Origin of the sequence: Streptomyces sp. NPDC001536 (genome assembly GCF_042894505.1) — a bacterium.
Classification (GTDB): domain Bacteria; phylum Actinomycetota; class Actinomycetes; order Streptomycetales; family Streptomycetaceae; genus Streptomyces.
In genome coordinates this window covers 115,590-134,570 of sequence record NZ_JBIAVQ010000008.1, presented here as the reverse complement: position 1 = coordinate 134,570, position 18,981 = coordinate 115,590, and the positions used below count along the sequence as shown (strand labels likewise).

General features: G+C 72.4%; 17 protein-coding genes. 10 read left to right on the top strand and 7 right to left on the bottom strand.

Annotated elements, in window-relative coordinates; translation table 11 throughout:
- The first annotated feature begins 10 nt into the window (after window positions 1–10).
- The 4 genes from ACFY0U_RS22550 (at window position 11) to ACFY0U_RS22535 (ending at window position 5,856) form a co-directional block, all read left to right on the top strand.
- Window positions 11–3,187, top strand: a complete 3,177-nt coding sequence (locus ACFY0U_RS22550) for a cytochrome P450 (protein ID WP_388638479.1) — start codon at window positions 11–13, stop codon at window positions 3,185–3,187.
- 34 nt (window positions 3,188–3,221) lie between these two features.
- Window positions 3,222–4,184, top strand: coding sequence for a phosphotransferase family protein (locus ACFY0U_RS22545; protein WP_388638478.1), 963 nt, complete (start codon window positions 3,222–3,224; stop codon window positions 4,182–4,184).
- 83 nt (window positions 4,185–4,267) lie between these two features.
- A complete protein-coding gene (locus ACFY0U_RS22540) occupies window positions 4,268–5,557 on the top strand; it encodes an ROK family protein (RefSeq protein ID WP_388638477.1) in 1,290 nt (429 codons plus the stop codon).
- Window positions 5,558–5,622: 65 nt separating this feature from the next.
- Window positions 5,623–5,856 carry a hypothetical protein gene (locus ACFY0U_RS22535; protein WP_388638476.1) on the top strand — a complete coding sequence of 78 codons (234 nt, stop codon included), beginning with the start codon at window positions 5,623–5,625 and terminating at the stop codon, window positions 5,854–5,856.
- Window positions 5,857–5,916: 60 nt separating this feature from the next.
- Here ACFY0U_RS22535 and ACFY0U_RS22530 read toward each other — a convergent pair whose 3' ends face one another.
- Window positions 5,917–6,930: an SDR family oxidoreductase gene (locus ACFY0U_RS22530; RefSeq protein WP_388638475.1), complete on the bottom strand. Its 1,014-nt coding sequence runs from the start codon at window positions 6,928–6,930 to the stop codon at window positions 5,917–5,919.
- A gap of 105 nt (window positions 6,931–7,035) precedes the next feature.
- On the opposite strand from ACFY0U_RS22530, the gene ACFY0U_RS22525 reads away from it, so the two are divergent.
- A complete protein-coding gene (locus tag ACFY0U_RS22525) occupies window positions 7,036–7,341 on the top strand; it encodes a helix-turn-helix domain-containing protein (RefSeq protein WP_388638474.1) in 306 nt (101 codons plus the stop codon).
- On the top strand, window positions 7,338–8,915 hold the full coding sequence (locus tag ACFY0U_RS22520; protein ID WP_388638472.1) for a helix-turn-helix domain-containing protein: 1,578 nt from the start codon (window positions 7,338–7,340) through the stop codon (window positions 8,913–8,915). Before ACFY0U_RS22525 ends, ACFY0U_RS22520 begins: the two co-directional genes overlap by 4 nt.
- Window positions 8,916–8,978: 63 nt before the next feature.
- Here the strand turns inward: ACFY0U_RS22520 and ACFY0U_RS22515 are convergent, their stop codons facing one another.
- From ACFY0U_RS22515 to ACFY0U_RS22505, 3 genes are all read right to left on the bottom strand, one after another.
- Window positions 8,979–9,944 (bottom strand): SDR family NAD(P)-dependent oxidoreductase, encoded by a 966-nt coding sequence (locus tag ACFY0U_RS22515; RefSeq protein WP_388638470.1) that lies wholly within the window; start codon window positions 9,942–9,944, stop codon window positions 8,979–8,981.
- 294 nt (window positions 9,945–10,238) lie between these two features.
- Window positions 10,239–10,913 (bottom strand): HAD family hydrolase, encoded by a 675-nt coding sequence (locus tag ACFY0U_RS22510; RefSeq protein WP_388638469.1) that lies wholly within the window; start codon window positions 10,911–10,913, stop codon window positions 10,239–10,241.
- A 50-nt stretch (window positions 10,914–10,963) separates the two neighbouring features.
- Window positions 10,964–12,004 (bottom strand): PHP domain-containing protein, encoded by a 1,041-nt coding sequence (locus ACFY0U_RS22505; protein ID WP_388638980.1) that lies wholly within the window; start codon window positions 12,002–12,004, stop codon window positions 10,964–10,966.
- Window positions 12,005–12,115: 111 nt separating this feature from the next.
- Here ACFY0U_RS22505 and ACFY0U_RS22500 point away from each other — a divergent pair, with 111 nt between their 5' ends.
- Window positions 12,116–12,352 (top strand): hypothetical protein, encoded by a 237-nt coding sequence (locus ACFY0U_RS22500; protein ID WP_388638467.1) that lies wholly within the window; start codon window positions 12,116–12,118, stop codon window positions 12,350–12,352.
- Window positions 12,353–12,413: 61 nt separating this feature from the next.
- The gene (locus ACFY0U_RS22495; protein ID WP_388638465.1) at window positions 12,414–13,184 is read left to right on the top strand and encodes a sulfite exporter TauE/SafE family protein; all 771 of its coding nucleotides are present in this window, start codon (window positions 12,414–12,416) and stop codon (window positions 13,182–13,184) included.
- A 2-nt stretch (window positions 13,185–13,186) separates the two neighbouring features.
- Here the strand turns inward: ACFY0U_RS22495 and ACFY0U_RS22490 are convergent, their stop codons facing one another.
- Together ACFY0U_RS22490 and ACFY0U_RS22485 are read right to left on the bottom strand one after the other, a co-directional pair.
- Window positions 13,187–13,756 (bottom strand): VanZ family protein, encoded by a 570-nt coding sequence (locus ACFY0U_RS22490; RefSeq protein WP_388638464.1) that lies wholly within the window; start codon window positions 13,754–13,756, stop codon window positions 13,187–13,189.
- Window positions 13,757–13,928: 172 nt separating this feature from the next.
- The gene (locus tag ACFY0U_RS22485; RefSeq protein WP_388638462.1) at window positions 13,929–14,591 is read right to left on the bottom strand and encodes a DUF4230 domain-containing protein; all 663 of its coding nucleotides are present in this window, start codon (window positions 14,589–14,591) and stop codon (window positions 13,929–13,931) included.
- A gap of 142 nt (window positions 14,592–14,733) precedes the next feature.
- On the opposite strand from ACFY0U_RS22485, the gene ACFY0U_RS22480 reads away from it, so the two are divergent.
- Window positions 14,734–15,924: a cytochrome P450 gene (locus ACFY0U_RS22480; protein WP_388638460.1), complete on the top strand. Its 1,191-nt coding sequence runs from the start codon at window positions 14,734–14,736 to the stop codon at window positions 15,922–15,924.
- A gap of 9 nt (window positions 15,925–15,933) precedes the next feature.
- On the opposite strand, the gene otr(A) is transcribed toward ACFY0U_RS22480, so the two are convergent.
- Complete coding sequence (gene otr(A) / locus ACFY0U_RS22475; RefSeq protein ID WP_388638458.1) at window positions 15,934–17,793, bottom strand: tetracycline resistance ribosomal protection protein Otr(A); 1,860 nt, start codon at window positions 17,791–17,793, stop codon at window positions 15,934–15,936.
- A gap of 198 nt (window positions 17,794–17,991) precedes the next feature.
- On the opposite strand from otr(A), the gene ACFY0U_RS22470 reads away from it, so the two are divergent.
- Window positions 17,992–18,945 carry a ribose-phosphate diphosphokinase gene (locus tag ACFY0U_RS22470; protein ID WP_388638456.1) on the top strand — a complete coding sequence of 318 codons (954 nt, stop codon included), beginning with the start codon at window positions 17,992–17,994 and terminating at the stop codon, window positions 18,943–18,945.
- Window positions 18,946–18,981: the final 36 nt, after the last annotated feature.

Here is an 18,981-nt window from a genome sequence, read left to right as displayed (position 1 = left end):
TTGTCGCGCCATGCCCCCCACCGCGCCGCATCCGCAGTCCCCCGACACCCACCCCGGTGTCCCCGTCGTCGACATCTCGGCGACCGGTCCCGGGCTCGCCCCGATCCAGCAGGTCATGGATCTGATGCGCGAGCACGGGCCGGTCCTCGTGCGACGGCTGCACGGACGGGACACCCTCTTCGTCGCCGACCTGGACCTGGTGGCCGACCTCGCCGACGAGGACCGGTTCGCCAAGCACATCGGGCCCGCCCTGGAGAACGTCCGGGAGTTCGCCGCCGACGGACTGTTCACGGCGTACAACGACGAGCCCAACTGGGCCAAGGCGCACGACATCCTCATGCCCGCCTTCGCGCTCGGCTCGATGCGCACCTACCACCCCGTGATGCTGAAGGTGGCCCGGCGGCTCATCGACGCGTGGGACCGCGGCGCCCGCACCGGACAGCCGGTGAACGTGCCGGACGACATGACCCGCATGACCCTGGACACCATCGGCCTCGCCGGCTTCGACCACGACTTCGGCTCCTTCGAACGGGCCGAGCCGCACCCTTTCGTCGAGTCGATGGTCAGCTGTCTGGAGTGGAGCATGAAGCGCCTGGCCCGCGTCCCGGGCCAGGACCACTCCGAGGCCGACGCCGCCTTCCGTGCCGACGCCGCCTATCTCGCCCAGGTCGTCGACGACGTCATCGCCTCCCGCGCCGGCACCGACCAGGCCGACGCCCAGGACCTCCTCGGCCTGATGCTGACCGCCGCGCACCCGGCCGACGGCACCACCCTGGACACCGCCAACATCCGCAACCAGGTCATCACCTTCCTGATCGCGGGCCACGAGACCACCTCCGGCGCGATGTCCTTCGCCCTGTACTACCTCGCCAAACACCCCACCGCCTTGGAGCTCGTACGGCGCGAGGTGGACGCCCTGTGGGGCGACCAGGCGGACCCGGAGCCGACGTACGACGAGGTCGGCCGGCTGACCTACACCCGTCAGGTCCTCAACGAGGCGCTGCGGCTGTGGCCGACGGCCGCCGCCTTCAGCCGCCACGCCCTGGAGGACACCGTCCTGGGCGGCCGGATCCCGCTGCGCGCAGGGCAGTTCGTGACCGTGCTCGCCCCGATGCTGCACCGGCAGCCCGTCTGGGGAGACAACCCCGAGCGGTTCGACCCCTCCCGCTTCACGCCCGAGGCGGAGGCGGCCCGCTCCGTGCACGCCTTCAAACCGTTCGGCACCGGTGAACGCGCCTGCATCGGACGGCAGTTCGCGCTGCACGAGGCGACCATGCTGCTCGCCATGCTGGTCCACCGCTACCGGCTCCAGGACCACGCCGACTACCGGCTCACGGTCAAGGAGACCCTCACCCTCAAGCCCGAGGGCTTCACCCTGACTCTGACCCCGCGCACACCGGCGGACCGGGCGCACGGGGTGCTGCCAGGGGCCGTCACCGTCCCCGCGGAAGCGGCCTTCGACACCGCCGCCCTGCCCGCCCGCGTCCGCCCCGGCACCGCCGCCCTCTTCCTGCACGGCAGCAACTACGGCACCTGCCGCGACTTCGCCGCCCAACTCGCCGACGAGGCCGCCGGGATCGGCTGCGAGACCGAGGTCGCCGCGCTGGACGCCTACGCGGACGGCCTGCCCACCGACCGACCGGTCGTCATCACCGCCGCCTCCTACAACGGCCGTCCCACGGACGACGCCACCGCCTTCGCCACCTGGCTGGACTCCGGGCACGACCTGGCGGACGTCACCTACGCCCTTCTCGGCGTCGGCGACCGCAACTGGGCCGCCACCTACCAGCACGTCCCGACCCGCGTCGACGACCGCCTCGCCGAACTCGGCGCCACCCGCCTCATCCCCCGCACGGCCGCCGACGCCTCCGGCGATCTCACCGGCGCGGTAAGGGACTTCACCACCCGACTGCGCACCGCCCTCCTGGAGCGCTACGGCGACCCCGACGCCACCGCCCCCGCCACCGAGCCGACGGCGGCCTACGAGGTCCGCACCCTGACCGGCGGCCCGCTGGACGCCCTCGCCGAGCGGCACGGACTGGTCCCGATGAAGGTCACCGAGGCGTACGACCTCACGGCATCGGGCTATCCGCGCCGCAAGCGGTTCGTGCGCGTCGCCCTGCCCGAGGGCACGGAGTACCGTACGGCCGACCACCTCACCGTCCTGCCGGCCAACGCCCCGGCCCTCGTCGACCGCGCCGCCGCCGCTCTCGGTGTCGACCCGGACACCGTCCTGGACATCCGGGCCACTCGCCCCCGCCGCGACGGCATCGCCGTGGACCGGCCTGTGACGGTACGTCAACTCCTCACCCACCACGTCGAGTTGCAGGAGCGTCCGAACGCCGGCCAACTGGCCGTGCTCGCCGCCGCCAACCCCTGCCCGCCCGAGCGCGCCGCCCTGCTGGCGACGGCGGCCGACGACCCGCGCACCCTCGTCGAGGTGATCGAGGACAACCCCGCCCTGCGCGGCGCCCTGGACTGGACGCGGCTCCTGGAGATCCTCACCCCGCTGCGCCCGCGCCACTACTCCGTCTCCTCCTCGCCCGCGACCGACCCCCGGCACGTGGACCTGATGGTTTCCCTGCTGGCCGCTCCCGCCCGCTCGGGCAAGGGTGAGTACCGGGGCACCGGGTCCGGGTACCTCACCACCGTCGAAGCCGGCGACACCGTGTACGCCCGCGTCCAGCCCTGCCGTGAGGCCTTCCGTGTCGACGACTCCACGCCCGTCGTCATGATCGCCGCCGGCACCGGGCTCGCCCCGTTCCGCGGCGCGATCGCCGACCGCGCGGCAGCGCTCGCCGCAGGCGCCGAACTCGCCCCCGCCCTCTGCTACTTCGGCTGTGACGCCCCCGACGCCGACTTCCTGCACGCCGAGGAACTGCGCGCGGCCGAGGCCGCCGGGGCCGTCTCCCTGCGCCCCGCCTTCAGCGCGGCCCCGCAGGGCGAGGTGAGCTTCGTGCAGCACCGCGTCGCCGCCGAGGCCGAGGAGGTCTGGGGCCTGCTCGCCGCGGGCGCCCGGGTGTACGTCTGCGGCGACGGATCACGGATGGCGCCGGGCGTCCGCGAGGCGTTCCGTACGCTGTACCGCAAGCACACGGCGGACGCCGACGAGGCGGCCGCCGAGAAGTGGCTCGACGGGCTGATCGCGGACGGGTGCTACGTCGAGGACGTGTACGCGGCCGGCTGACCGAAGCGTGGCGAAGGGGAGAGGTGGGCGCACGGTGGTGGACTCCTGGGCACGGGCTCGGCGCATCCTGGAAGAGGCGGGCCTGCCGCCCGAGCGTCTCGCCCACCTGCGCCCGCTGACCGGCGGCACCTACAACACGGTCGAGGAGCTCGTCCTCTCCGACGGCAGCCGCTATGTGCTGAAGGTGCCGCCCGCCGAGACCGTCCCCGCACTGAGCCACGAGCGCCGACTCCTGGTGTCCGAGGCCGAGTTCTACCGCGGGGCCGCCGAAGTGGACGTGCCCGCGCCCCGGGTCGTGATCCTCGGGCGGGAGGATCTGCTGATGACGGCCGTCCCCGGGGACGCCTGGGACGGACAGTTCACCGGCGCCGAACAGGACGTCCTGCGCACGGAGTTGGGCCGCCAGGTGGCCCGCCTCCACCGCGTGACCGGCACCGCCTTCGGCTATCCGTCCGGCGCCCTCGGCCCGCTCGCCCCCGACTGGCGGACCGCGTTCACGGGGATGCTCGACGCGGTCCTCGACGACGCCCGCCGCTACGGCGCCGAACTGCCCCGCCCCGTCGACGAGGTGGCGGACGCGCTCCGGCCCGCCTACGGAGCTCTCGACGAGGTGAGCGTCCCGAGCCTCGTCCACTTCGACCTGTGGACCGGCAACATCCTGGTGGAGCGCGTGGCCGGGGGCGTCCGGATCGGCGGGCTCATCGACGGCGAGCGCATGTTCTGGGGCGACCCCCTCGCCGACTTCGTCTCCCTCGCGCTGCTGGGCGACATCAGGACCGACGAGGCGTTCCTGGCCGGCTACCGGGAGGAAGGCGGCCGCGCCGAGTTCGACGCGGCGGCCCGTCTCCGGTACGCCCTCTACCGCGCCTACCTCTACCTGATCATGCTCGCCGAGACGGTCCCGAGGGAGATGGGCGAGGGGGATCGGCGCTGGCGACAGGAAGCGGTTGCACCGGAACTGGTCGCCGCATTGACCGAGATCGCGGAGCTCTCATAGTTCACATCGTGAATTAAGGGGTCGTGGAAAGTGCTCCCGCAGCGGTATGTTGCAGGTCGGACAGGGTTCGAAGGGGGCCATACATGGCGGGGCGGAACGGGCGCACGGTACGCGATCTGAGGCGGGCCAACCGCACGGCCGTGCTGCAAAGGCTCTACTTCGACGGCCCTCTCAGCCGCTTCGAGCTCGGCCCGGCGACCGGCCTGAGCTCCGGCTCGGTGAGCAACGTCGTCGCCGACCTGGTCGCCGACGGCCTGCTGGAGGAGGCCGGCAGCGTCGACTCCGACGGCGGCCGCCCCCGCACCCTGCTGCGGGTGGCGCCCGGCAGCGGGCACATGATCGGCGTCGACGTCGGCGAGACCCGGGTGCGCATCGAGCTGTTCGACCTCACCCTCACCGAACTCGCCCGCGCCGAACGACCGTTGACACGGCAGGGCTACGACGTCGAGGTCATCGTCGGCCACATCCGCGACGGCGTCGCCGAGGTGCTCGACACCGCCGGCATCGCCCCCGACCAGCTCCTCGGCGTCGGCATCGGCGTCCCCGGCATCGTCGAGCACACCCCGGACCGGGGCGCCGTCGTCCACGGCCAGACGATCGGCTGGGACGCGGTCCCGCTGGAGGAGCTGCTCCGCTCCACCTCCCGGCTGCCCGACACCGTCCGGTACTTCATCGACAACGGCGCCAAGACGCTGGGCCAGGCCGAGATGTGGTTCGGCGGCGGGCGCGGTGCGCGCAACGCGGTCGTCGTCCTCTTCGGGTCCGGCGTCGGCGCGTGTCTCGTCACGCCGGAGGTGGACAACGGGCGGGCGGTCGAATGGGGTCATCTGACGGTACGGGTCAGGGGACGCCGTTGCCGGTGCGGTGCGCTGGGCTGCCTGGAGGCGTACGCGGGCGCCGAGTCGCTGCTGGACCGCTGGCGCGAGGAGGGCGGACGGCCGCCCGAGGGCGCCGACGAGGAGACCGCGCTGACCGCGATGCTGGCCGCCGCCTACCCGGCCGAGGGCGGTGCGCCCGACCCGGTGGCGCTGGCCGTGCTGGAGGAGACCGCCGAGTACCTGGGCGCCGGCCTCTCGGACCTGATCAACCTCTTCCAGCCCGAGCGCATCCTCATCGGCGGCTGGGCCGGCCTCCAGCTCGGCACCCGCTTCCTGCCCGCCGTACGCCGCCACGCCTCCTCCTACGCCCTGCGCCACCCGGCCGAGAAGGTCACCATCGACCTCGGCCGGCTCGGCCCCGACGCGGTCACCGTCGGCGCCGCGATCCTCCCGCTGGCCGACTTCTTCGCCCGCGGCGGCCGCCGCCCCGAGCCCGCGCCCGAGGGACCGCACCCGGCCTGGCGCACCGCGCTGGAGGAGCGGGCTCCGCACTGAGGTTTCGCCGGTGGGCGCGGAGGTACTCGCGAGTCGCCCGGACCACCACGCGAAGGGAGAACGCCATGGCCGACTACCAAGGCAAGGGCCCCGGCGACGAACCCGTACCGCGGGACATGCCGGACCAGCAGGCAGGCGACGGTGAGGACCCCTGGGACGGCGATCCCGAGGCGGCGGACAAGGAAGAACCCGACACCGAGGTCCCCGACACCGACGAGGCGGGCACCGGCCGCGAGGGCGCACCGCGCCAGGCGGGCGCCCAGTCCGAACAGCCGGTACCGCAGGAGCCCACCGGCTGATTCCGCTCGACCGCCCGCACCCGCGCCTGTGCCGTCCTCTGGACGGCACAGGCGTCGGTGTCAGCCCACCTTCCGCCCCCGCAGCGGTTCCGTGCTCGCTCCCGCGCCCTGCTGGAAGCCCTTGAGGAACTCCTCCAGGACCTCGTTCGCCGTGTGCTCCGGGTTCCAGCGCAGTTCCGTACGGGCCCGCGTGCAGTCCATCAGCGGAAGGCGCAGCACCGCGTCGAAGAGATGCGGGGAGGCCGGGAGGAGGTGGAGTCCCCAGGCGGCGGCGAGCGCCGAGCGGGCCGCGGTGCGGGGCAGCCGGACCCGGCGGGTGCCGAGCATCTCGCCGAGCAGCTCCGCGTCGACCGGCGGCTCGGCCGCCAGGTTGAAGGCGCCGCGCAGATCGGAGTGGATCGCGAGGCGGTACGCCTTGGCCGCGTCGTCCGTGTGCAGGGCCTGGACCCGCAGTCCGGGGATGTCGGGGAGGAACGGCAGCAGCTCCGGACGGGCCAGCGGACCCGGCAGGAAGCGGCCGCCGAAGATCCGGCGCTGCTCGCTCGCCGACTCCCGCTTGAACAGGAACGCCGGCCGCATCCGCACCACCCGCACCTCGGCGTGATCCCGCTCGAAGATGTCCAGAGTCCGCTCCAGATACGCCTTCTCCCGGCAGTACGCGGCATCCGGCCAGCCGTGCGTGGGCCACGACTCGTCCACGGCCTCGTCCTTCGGGCCCGGGGAGTACGCGCCGACCGACGAGGCGTGCACCAGCGCCGGCACCCCGGCGGCGGCCACCGCCTCGAAGACCCGGATGGAGCCCAGCACGTTCGTCCGCCAGGTCGCCGCCGGGTCGTGCGTCGGCTGGAAGGCCCAGGCCAGATGCACCACGGCGTCCGCTCCCGCGAACTCCTTGCCCAGATCCGCCTGTTCGGACGACAGGTCCACCGCCGACCACTGCGTCTTCGGTGGCGACCACTCGGGGACCCGGCGCGCCAGCCCCAGTACGGAGTCGACCTCCGGATCCTCCGACAGCAGTCGCACCACACTCGTGCCGACGTTTCCGGTGGCGCCCGTGACAACGATCCTGCTCACGTTCGGCTCCTTTCGGGCATGCCCCGCGACGGGGTCGACCGAGTACCCGGGCGGCGAGGATGCAACGCAGTCTTGCGCCCTCAGCATGGTTCATACGGTTGACGCATGGGGCCGGGTAGGGTTGGCGGGGTGGGACTGTCCTTGGGAGAACGTGTGAGGTCTTCGGTCGCCGCGCTGATGCACGCGACAGGTGAGTCGCAGGCGGAGGTCGCCGTCGCGCTCGGGGTGAGCCAGGCGCAGGTGAGCCGCCGTCAGTCCGGCAGCGCCGCCTGGAGCCTGGCCGACTGCGACGCGCTCGCCGCGCACTTCGGCATCGATGTGCTCGATCTGCTCGCCGGACCGACCCGGGCCTGCGAGACGCTGCCCGTGCGGCGGCGCCGGGCCTCGGGGCCGACGGCGGTGACCCCATGACGGACTTCGAGGCGATCGACGCGCTGCTGGCCGCCGCCCGCCAGGAGGTGCCGCTGCCCCCGGCCGAGGTGCGGCGCGAGCTGCGGGAGAGCCTCAACCTCTCCCGTGCCCAGGTGGCCCAGGCGCTCGGCGTCAGCCCGTCCACCGTCGGCGGCTGGGAGGCCGGGCGGGACCCGAGCGGGGACGTGCGCGAGAAGTACGCGTACTTCCTGGAGGGGGCGCAGGCCAAACTGGCGGCGCGGACAAAAGAGGCGGCCGCCGAACCCGTCGTAGAGCCGGAGACGGACGCCGACGACGCCGACGCGTCCTCGGACGGGACCGGTGACACGGGTGAGGCGGACGAGGTCGAGGCGCTCTCGGCCCCCCAGCCGTGCGTCCTGTGCGGTATGCCCGCCCGGCACCAGGTCGCCGGCTTCCCCCAGCATCTGGACCCCGCCGACTGCGGTACGGCGGCGCCCGCGGAGCCGGAGGCGGCCCCGGTCGCTCCTCCCCGGCGTGAGGAACCCGCCCCGGCCGAGCGCCGCAAGCCGGCCCCCGCACGGCGTGAGCGCGCCGCCGAGTCGGTCCGGGTCGTCCCCGTCGGACGGCGTATGCAGACCGCCTCGCAGGAGCCCGACCTGATCGGTGCCGCGGTGGCGGCCGCCCTGGAGAAGCACAGCGGCGATCTGGAGGCGGCGACCGCGGCCCTGGTCAAGCGGGCCATCCCGGACGCCATGGCGCTGCTGGACCAGACCCGCAAGGGCGGTCGTTACGACGTCGTGGCGCACCCGTGGATCCCGGACATCCTGCGCAAGCAGTCCGCCCGTGGCGCCGACCGGATCTGGGAGGCCCGCCCCAAGTGGGCGCGGACCGAACTCCCCTCCGGCGCCCACGAGGTGACCGCCCTCGACATCAACGGCGCCTATCTGTCGGCGCTCAAGACCCATCTGCCGATCGGCCAGTTGGAGCACTCCACCGGCTTCGACCACGACCGCCGGCGGGCCGGCGTCCATCTGATCACCCCTTCCGCGTGGGACCACGACGCCCATCTGCCCAACCCGATCGGCAACCGCGACGAGCCAGGCCCCCTCTGGGTCACCGAACCGACCCTGCGTCTGCTGCTGCGCCTGTCGGGTCCGAAGTACGGCCTGTGCGAACCGCCGGAGATCCACGAGTCGTTCACCTCGGGCGCGACCGAGAGCCTCCTGGAGAAGTTCCGGGTCGCGCTGAAGGACGCCCGGGACCGGGCGATCGCCGAGAACGACGAGGTGACGCTGGAGTACGTGAAGGCGATGTACTCCAAGTTCGTCTCCACCATGGGCGAGTCGAACTACAACCGGGAGCTCTACCGCCCCGACTGGATGCACCTCATCCGCTCCCAGGCCTTCGCCAACCTCTGGATGAAGGCCTACAAGGCCCACGAGGAGGGCCTCATGGTGGTCCGCGCAATGGGCACCGACGAGTTGCACGTCATCGGCGACTGGCGACGGGTCTTCCCGGAGGGCCGCGGGGTCTCCGACGTGAAGGTCAAGGAGACGTACATCGTCGGTGAGGACGTCGACCCCGCGGCCGCGGGGGAGGAGGACGACGACTGACGGTGAGCACCGCGATCGACGTCGCGAGCGGGGCGTCTGCTGCCGGGCCGGGCAGCGCTCGGCTCAGGCGCGGAACGCGTTCACGCCGGTCAGTTCCGCCGACAGCTCCCACAGGCGGGCTGCCTGCTCCGGGTCGACCGCCCAGTCCTTGACCCCGCTGCGCTCGCCGTCGGCCGGGGCGGGCTCGGCGATGTCGCAGTCCTCCAGGTACACACCGCCGAGTCCGTCGAGCTGGGGCGAGGTCGCGGCCCACACCTGGGTGGCCGCGCCCTCCTCCGGGGTCTTGAAGCCGACCTGGGGGATCGGGTTGCCGTTCTCGTCGATCCAGCCGTTCGCGATCATCTCCTCCTTGGGCAGGTGCCGCTGAAGGGGTGTCATGATGCCGCCGGGGTGCAGCGAGAAGGCCCGGACGCCGTGCTCCTGGCCGAGCCGGTCCAGGTGGACGGCGAACAGGACGTTCGCGGTCTTGGCCTGGCCGTACGCCTGCCACTTGTCGTAGTCGCCGCGCTGCCAGTGGACGTCGTCCCAGCGCATGCCGGAGAAGTGATGGCCTCGCGAGGACACCGACACCACCCGGGCGCCACCGCTCTCGATCGCCGGCCACAGCCGGTTGACCAGCGCGAAGTGACCGAGGTGGTTGGTGGCGAACTGCGCCTCCCAGCCGGGGCCGACCCGGGTCTCCGGACAGGCCATGATCCCGGCATTGTCGATCATGAAGTCGATACGGCGGCCCGAGGCGAGGAACCGCTCGGCGAAGCCGCGCACGCTGTCCAGGTCGCCGAGGTCCAGCTCGTCCACCTCGACGCCGTCGATGCCCGCCACCGCCTCCTGGGCGACCGCGGGCCGGCGGGCCGGTACGACGACCCGGGCGCCCGCCTTGGTGAGCGCGCGCGTGGTCTCCAGGCCGAGCCCCGAGTAGCCGCCGGTGACGACCGCGAGCCTGCCGGTGAGGTCGAGGCCGGCGAGGACGTCGTCGGCGGTGCTGCGGGCGTCGAAGCCCGATCCGATCTTGTGCTGTGCAGTGCTCATGCCGGGAACGCTACGAATTGGAGTGCTCTCGAAGTCAAGCGGAACTCTCCGCGGCGGAGCCCGGACAAAGGAAAGCCCCGACCGGACGGGGGAATCACGGTCGGGGCGGCCTGGGTGTGGGCGCGGATGGCGGTCGCCTCTCGGCGAAAGGCTCCACAGGGCTTCAGCCGAACGATCGTCCCTGTGGGCAAAAGGTGAGGCCCGGGGACACTGTCCCATCCACACCCACGTGTCGTTCAACGGGCAACCACCCCTGGGTGTTCCCCGGCCTGTCGCGTTATGGCGTGATCTGCGTCACCGCTCGGACGGCACCCTGGCGAACGGGCTCTCCGAGAGGGACGCGAGCAGCTGGGCGGGGTCGTCGTAGATCGCCGCCGCGCCCGCCTCCACCAGGTCCGCGCGCGGGATGCCGCCGCACAGCACGCCCACACAGCGCACCCCGGCGCGACTGCCCGCCTTCATGTCCCACACGGTGTCGCCGACGAACACCGCGCGTTCGGGCGGTACGCCCGCCAGTTCCAGGGCGTGTTCCACCGGCTCCGGCGCGGGCTTGCCCTCGGTGACGTCGTCGGCGCTCGCGGTGGCGGTGATCACGTCGTCGGCGCCGATCGCACGGCGCAGCGCGGACAGTTCCGCACCGCCCGCCGAGGTCGCCAGCACCACCGACCAGCCCTCGTGGTCCAGGCGGCGCAGCAGCCGCCCCGCGTCGCGCAGTGCGGGCAGCCGGTCGAAGTACTGGCCGTAGAGGGCCTTGTGGGCGGAGCTCAGCCCGTCCGCCTCCCGCTCGGCCCGGTCCTCGCCGATCAGACGGGCGACGAGGTCCTCGGAGCCGAGGCCCACCGCCCGGTGGATGGCGTGCATCGGCACGTGGTGACCCGCTTGGCGGAACGCCTCCCACCAGGTCGCCACATGGAGATGGTTGGTGTCGACCAGGGTTCCGTCGACGTCGAACACGGCCGCGCGTTCCATAGGCCCGTCCTCCTCGCACACACAGCACAGCGCAACGCACGAGTACCACGTCAGGGACCGGTCACTCCGGCGGGCACACGGCCTTCCCGGGTCCAGGCCAGCAGCTCCTCCAGGGACCAGGTGGTGACCACGCGCTCGTCGGGCACCTGGCACTCCTCGGCCCGGGCGCAGCCGAGGATCTGCCAGTCCAGCTGGCCGGGCGCGTGCGCGTCGGTGTCCACGGAGAACAGCACGCCCGCCGCCACGGCCCGCCGCAGCAGCCGCCGGGGCGGATCGAGCCGCTCGGGCCGGCTGTTGATCTCCACGGCCGTGCCCGACTCGGCGCACGCGGCGAACACCTCCTCGGCGTCGAACTCCGACTCCGGCCGCCCCTTCCCGGTGATCAGCCGTCCGGTGCAGTGCCCGAGGACGTCCGCGTGCGGATTGCGTACGGCGGCCACCATGCGGCGGGTCATCGAGCGGGGGTCCATGCGCAGCTTGGAGTGCACGGACACGACCACGACGTCGAGCCGCCCGAGCAGCTCCTCCTCCTGGTCGAGCGAACCGTCGTCGAGGATGTCGCACTCGATGCCGGTGAGCAGCCGGAAGGGCGCCCAGGTCGCGTTCAGCTCCGCCACCACGTCCAGCTGCTCCCGCAGCCGCTCCGGGGACAGCCCGCGGGCCACGGTCAGCCGCGGGGAGTGGTCGGTGAGCACCGCCCACTCGTGCCCGAGCTCCGCCGCCGTCCGGCCCATCTCCTCGATGGGGCTGCCGCCGTCCGACCAGTCGGAGTGCACATGGCAGTCGCCCCGCAGCAGCGCCCGCAGCCGCTGTCCGCCCTCCGCGGCCGGCCCGGCGGGCGCCTCGCCCTCCAGCTTGTCCAGATAGCCCGGCACCTGACCGGCGAGCGCCTCACGCACCACGTTCGCCGTCTTCGGCCCGACCCCCTTGAGCGACTCCAGCGTCCCGGCCTCCGCCCGCTCGCGCACCTCCCCCTCGGGCAGTGCCGCCAGCACCCGGGCAGCCGTACGGAAGGCGCGCACACGGTACGTCGGCGCCAGGGACCGCTCCAGCAGGAAGGCGATCCGGTCCAGTGCCTCGACGGGGTCCATCGCCACCTCCTCCTCCAGGGTTCCCCAGCCGTACGGGCCTCGCACGGCGGACGGAAGGATGCCTTTGCCCTCTCATGTCCCTCTTGCGAAATGCGCTCTACGCTCTATTGCATGACCGAAATCGCGAGCCCGTACATCTCCAATCCGCGAATCCTGGTGCTCGGGGTGCAGCCCGGTACACCGCCGTTCCGGATCGTGGAGATCGACGGAGAGGTGGTCGGTGAGGCGAAAGCCGTCACCGACGTCCTGGAGGCCGCCGCCGCGTGGGGCATCACGGTCCACGACCTCGACGACCCGGACGTGGTGCGCTGGGTGGGCGGAGACAAGTTCACCTGGCACCTGCACTAGGACCGAGGGTGGGCGGGACGTTTCGGTCCGCGCCGAAGCGTTCGGTTTCTAGGCTCCCCTCATGGAAGATCCCGGAGAGCTGCTCGCCGTCCTCGCCGCGGGCCTGGGCGCCGGCGCCGTCAACGCCGCCGTCGGGTCCGGGACGCTGATCAGCTTCCCGGTGCTGCTGGCCGTCGGCCTGCCGCCGGTCACGGCCGCGGTCTCCAACGCGCTCGGCCTGATCCCCGGTTCGATCAGCGCGGCCGTCGGGTACCGACGGGAACTCGCCGGCCAGCGCCGACGCATCCTCAAGTGGAGCGCGGGTGCCCTGGTGGGCGGCCTGACGGGTGCCACGCTCCTGCTCGCCCTGCCGGCCTCCGCGTTCGAGCGGATCGTGCCGGCCCTGGTGGGCCTCGCGCTGGTGCTGGTCGTCCTCCAGCCCCTGATCGGCCGACGGCTGCGTGAACGCCGTACCCGCGAGGGCCGCTCCGTGCCCGCCGACGGCGGCCCGCCGCTGATCGTCGCACTGACGCTGGCCAGCGTCTACGGCGGCTACTTCGCCGCCGCCCAGGGGATCATCTACGTCTCCCTGATGGGACTGCGCCTCGACGACGGCCTCCAGCGCCTCAACGCCGTCAAGAACGTCCTCGTCGCCGTCGTCAACACCGTCGCCGCGCTCTTCTTCCTGGCCGTCGCCGACTTCGACTGGACGGCCGTCGCCCTGCTCGCGGTCGGTTCCGCCGTGGGCGGACAGGCCGGAGCGGCGGCGGGCCGCCGTCTCCACCCGGCGGTCCTGCGCGGACTCATCGTCGTGGTGGGTACGGCGGCCATCGTCCAGTTGTCCGTTCGCTGACGTCAGCGGTGCACCGCCCGGCTCAGCCGCCGCCCCAGCAGGACGTAGCCGATCAGCGCCCCGGTGGTGTTGAGGATGACGTCGTCGATGTCGAAGGCCCGACCGGTGATCATCGCGCCCTGGGCGAACTCCACCAGCAGCATCACGACCGCCGTCAGCAGGAGCACCCGCAGGACCCCCCGGGTCCGCGGGGCGAGCACGGGGACCAGGACGCCGAAGGGGACGCCGAGCAGCAGGTTGCCGCCGATCTGCTTGGCGGCGTCCCGCAGTTCCGGCTGATCGAGATAGGCCCGCAGCGAGCGGCCCGGGCGCAGATTGGTGTGGGTCAGCGCCTCCGACGCGGGCGAGGGCTCCAGCGTGAGCCGCGCCAGCACGACGGCGAACGCCACCATGAACGCGAACGCGGCAACCATCGCCACCAGCCGGCGCAGGAAGGCCAGGGGACTGCGCCTCGGTTTGGGGGTGGTCTCGGACTTGGCGGACTCCGTCCTGGCGGTCCCGGGTTCGCTCTGCGCCGCCTTGCCGGTGCGCAGGCGGAACGCGGATCGCGGACGTAAGGCTGTACGGGCCATGCGGTCCTCCAGTCTTCAACTTCCCTGCGTCGTAAGGCGATTACCCGCGATCGAGCCGACAATGCGGTCACGCCCCCGGCGGACCGGGAGCACCCGCGGTTCCTTCGTGCCCGGCGTGGTGGCCCACGCCGGGCACGAAGCCGGGTCCGGGGTCGGTTCGCGGACGAGACGCTCAGGTCCCGAACGACACGCGCACCTCCTTGAAGCCGAGGGAGCGCAGCAGGCCTTCGAGCATGTCGGTGGTGTTGGTCTCGGCCCGTTTGGTCAGCCCGCTCTCCTTGGCCGCGTCACCGATGTGCTTCACCGCGAGCTTCTGCACGGCCTGTTCACCGTTCGGATTGTCCGAGAACAGGTCGCCCAGCCGGTCGAGGAGGCCCCGCTGCTTGGACACCGCGTAGGAGCGGTCGGCGTCCAGGGCGGGCTTGCCGAGCTGCGCGTGCGGCAGGTGCAGCGTGGCGGACGTGCGGTCCTCGTTGACCGTCACGTCGTTCTTGGCCACCTTGCCGAGGTCGACATACGCGTCGACGGTGCCCGCCCCCACATACAGGGTGCGGCTGCCGCGGATCGCGTCGGGCAGGTACTTGGCGTCCTTCTCCAGGTCCACGACGACCTGGAAGTTGCCGGAGGCGGCGTCGTAGCGGCTGAGGTCCTGGATGGACTGGAGGAGTGCGGGACCCGAGCGGTCCTTGGTCTCGGTGCCGAACAGGTCCTTGAGGCCCGGGAGCACGCTCAGCCGGATACCGGCGAAGAACACGATGAGCACCAGTACGACGGCGCTCACCAACTTCGCCCAGCCCGGCATGCGCTTGGACATGCGCCTGATGGGAGTCGTCATGCGACGGCCCTCCTTCCTGCTGTTCGAATGCCCTCCAAAACCCTTGTCAGACCGCAGCGTTGGCCGATTGCCACCGCTGACGGAGGCACGGACGGCGCACTAGCGTGGAAAGCCTTCCCAACCGGCGCTTCTGGAGAACCGGATGAGTCCAGACAGCACATCCCGGCCGCTCTGTCCCATGCACCGCATCAGCCTCCCCGAGCACGGGCCGCCCCGGCTCGGCACCCTCGCCACCGGCACCCCCGTATGGCTCGTGACCCGGTACGCCGAGGTGCGTCAGGTGCTCATGGACCCCCGCTTCGACCGGAGCTCCCTGCACGCCCCGAACGCCCCGCCCCTGCTCGTCGTCCCGAATCTCCTGGACGACCCCAACGGCCTGCTCAACCAGGACGGCCCCGCCCACCAGCTGCTGCGCGGCACCGTCCAGCGGGCGTTCACCCCGCGGGCCATCGCCCGCTGGCGGCCCTGGGTGGGCTCGGTGGTCGCCGCGCTCCTCGACGACCTCGCCGCACAGCCACAACCGGCCGACATCGTCGAGGGGTTCACCCGGCCGCTGCCCGTGTCGGTGATCTGCCGGCTGATGGGCCTGGACCACGTGGACCGCGAGCGGATCCGGCACTGGGCCGACCACGCCCTGTCCGGCGGCGCGCACCAGGCGGGTGAGGTGGTCGAGGCGATGACGGAGTTCGGCGTGTTCGCCGCCGGGCTGATCGCCGAGCGGCGCAAGGAACCGGGCGACGACCTGGTGAGCGGTCTGGTGGCGGCCGGCGACGAACTGGGGATCGAGGAACGGCGGCTGATCACCCTGGTCTGCGGGCTGGTCGTGGCCGGACATGAGACCACCATGACCTCGCTCGGCAACGCCGTCGTCTACCTCCTCACCGACGGACGGGACGGCTGGCCCCTGCTCGCCCGCGACGAGGAGTCCGCGGCGGTCGCGGCCGAACAGCTACTGCGCACCGTCCCCCTCAGCGAGGGGAAGGTGCTGCCCGGGCTGATCCGGCGTGCCGTCGAGGACGTCGAGGTCGGCGGGGTGCTGATCCCCGCGGGCGGTGTGGTCGCCCTCCAGACCAACGCCGCGGGCCGCGACCCCGACGTCTTCCCGCCGGGCCCGCCCGATCTGTCCGCACCCCTGACCGCCCCGAGCATCACCTTCGGCGCCGGCCCCCACCACTGCCTCGGTGCCTGGCTCGCCCGGCTGGAACTCGAACTCGCCCTGCACCACCTCGCCGCACGCTTCCCGGGACTGCGGGCCGAGTTCACACCGGAGACGATCGAGTGGCGGGTGGGGCAGATGACGCGCAGCCCGCTGCATCTGCCGGTGTCCTGGTGACCACGCGCCCTACCGGGGCCGAAGTTCGCGGTCCCCGGAGGGACGCGACCACCACACCCCCTCCCCGTGCGTCAGCCCCGGCAGCCGCAACTCGGCCTCGCGCACCCGTCGGGCGGCGAGCTCGCCCGTGATCACCCACGCCGCGCTCCCGCCCGTGGTCCCTGTGAACTCGGCGCCAAGTGCGGCCAGTTGGGAGGTGACCGGGGCGAGCGCGTCGAGCGGGACCTCCGCCTCGAAGGCGTGATACGGCTCGTACAGCCGGGTCCGCGCCCGCTCCAAGGCCTGGCGCAGCACGTACGGGGTGAGTCCGCGGAAGTCCGCTGCCGTGCTCACGGGGGCGACGAAGCCGGACCGGATGAGGGTCACTCGGTAGTCCGTCACGGCCGCCCCGAAGAGCCCGGCCCGCATGCTCGTGCGGACCGTCTCCTCGATGGCCGAGTGGAAGGCCCGGGGGAGCGCGCCGAGCTCGGTTTCGTACGTGAACACCCCGCCGGAGCCGCGCTCTCCCGGCTCCACCCGCAGCCCGATGGTCGCCCAGTGGCGGGTGCCGTCGTGCCACGGCTGCTCCTCGCAGGCCTCACCGACCCCCCGCGGCCGCTCCAGAAACCGCACCCGGCCCGGCTCGAAGTCCGCCTGGACACCGAAGTCCTGGGCCAGCGTCGCCGCCAGCACCTCCATCTGGACCTCGCCGTACAGGAGCAGCGCGGTGGTGCCGGTGTCGGTGGGGCGGGCGTGGATCAGCGGATCCTGGTCGGCGAGGGTGAGGAGGGCGGAGCGCAGCCGGGCCGCCTGCTCCGGGTGCCGGGCGCTGACCTCGGTCTCCAGGGTCGGAGGCGCGAAGTGCGGGGCACGCTCGGTGAGTTCGCCGAGCCGGTCGCCGACGCGGACGTTCGCGAGGCCCGTCAGCGCCGCGATGTTCCCGGCGGTGAGCGGACCGTCCCCGCCGATCACGTCGAGGTGCGTCACCCGGCCGGAGACCTCGGTGGTCCGGCCGTCGGCCTCGCGCCGCAGAAACGTCAGTCGCTGACGCTTGGTCACCTCACCGTCGTACAGCCGGAGATACGCCGTGCGCTCGCCGCCGGGTCCCGGCCGGACCGCGAACACCGTGCCGCGCGGGGCGGAGCCCCCGGTCGTCGGTGCGGGCGGGATCAGCCGGACCACGCCCTCGACCAGGTCGGCCACGCCCTGGCCGCCGAGGGCCGAGCCGAAGAGGACGGGGTGGAAGGAGCCGTCGGCGGTGCGGTCGGCGAGGACCTTGTGCAGATCGTCCGGCGTGGGCGCGGGGCCGTCGACGACCGCCGCGAGGAGACCGGGGTCGACGTCGGCCAGGGATTCGGCCAGTTCGACGCCGTAGGGCAAAGACGTCACGCGGGCGTCCGGCGTACCGATCCCCTGGATCGCGCTGAGCGGCGCGACATGCGGGGTCAGCTTGCGGCGGATGTCGTCGAGCAACGCCTCGGCGCGGGCCCCCGGCCGGTCGACCTTGTTGACGAAGACGAGCGTGGGCAGCCGCAGCCGGCGCAGGGTGCGCATCAGGACGCGGGTCTGCGCCTGGACGCCCTCCACGGCGGACACCACCAGGACCGCCCCGTCCAGGACCTCCAGGGCGCGTTCGACCTCGGCGATGAAGTCCGAGTGCCCGGGGGTGTCGATGAGGTTGATCCGTGTGTCGCCGGCGGTGAACGCGGCGACCGCGGAGCGGATGGTGATGCCACGCTGCCGCTCGATGGCGCCGTCGTCCGTTCGGGTGTCACCGGCGTCGACGCTGCCGAGCCGGTCGATCGTGCCGTGGTCGAACAGCAGCCGCTCGGTGAGGCTGGTCTTACCGGCGTCGACGTGGGCCAGAATTCCGATGTTCAGGGTGTGCATACGGGGTCGCGTCCTCGAGAACCGTGGGCCTGTGGAAGGGCTGAGGGATTCCGAGGAGTCGGCGCATGCGGGTGATCCTGACGTGAGGGAACACGGACGTCGCCATCATGGCGGGTGCCGGGTGCGGGGCCGCAACCGAATTTCCAGGTCAGTAGCATGAGCCCCGGCAGCCCGAAGTGATCATGCTAGGAGCGGATCGTGCGAGACATCGCCGTGTTCAGCGGTAGTGCCCACCCCGAGCTGGCGGCGGAGGTCTGCGCACACCTCGGCGTACCCCTGAGCCCCACCCGGGTCAGCCGGTTCGCCAACGACTGTCTGGAGGTGCAGCTCCAGGCCAACTGCCGGGAACGGGACGTCTTCCTCGTCCAGCCGCTGGTCAAGCCGGTCCAGGAGAACCTCGTCGAGCTGCTGCTGATGTGCGACGCGGCCCGCGGCGCCTCGGCCCGCCGGATCACCGTCGTCATGCCGCACTACTCCTACGCCCGCTCCGACAAGAAGGACGCCCCGCGCATCTCGCTGGGCGGCCGGCTCGTCGCCGACCTGATGGTGGCGGCCGGGGCCGGCCGTATGCTCGCCATGACCCTGCACTCACCGCAGGTCCACGGCTTCTTCTCGGTGCCGGTCGACCATCTGCACGCGCTGCGCGAACTGGCCGCGCACTTCCAGCAGTACGACCTCTCCCGCACCACTGTCGTCTCCCCGGACCTCGGCAACGCCAAGGAGGCGGCCGCGTTCGCCCGGCTGATCGGCGCCCAGGTGGCGGCGGGGGCCAAGCAGCGCTTCGCCGACGACCGGGTCAGCATCAACTCCGTCATCGGCGAGGTCACCGACCGGGACGTCATCGTGCTGGACGATGAGATCGCCAAGGGCAGCACCGTCCTCGAACTCCTGGACCGGCTGCGGGAGTTGAAGCCGCGCTCGATCCGGGTGGCCTGTACGCACGGCCTGTTCGCGGCGGGCGCGCTCAAGCGGATCGGGGAGCAGCCGGACGTTCTGGAGATCGTCTGCACCAACACCGTGCCGGTGCCCGAGGAGGAGCGCACGGAGAAGCTGCGGATCCTGTCCATCGCGCCCGCGCTCGCCGAGGCCGTGCGTCGCATTCACAACGGTGAGTCCGTCAGTGCCCTGTTCGACGCGCCGCGGAGCGAATAGACATGGAGGGGTAGCCGGGCGACGCCCGGTATCACT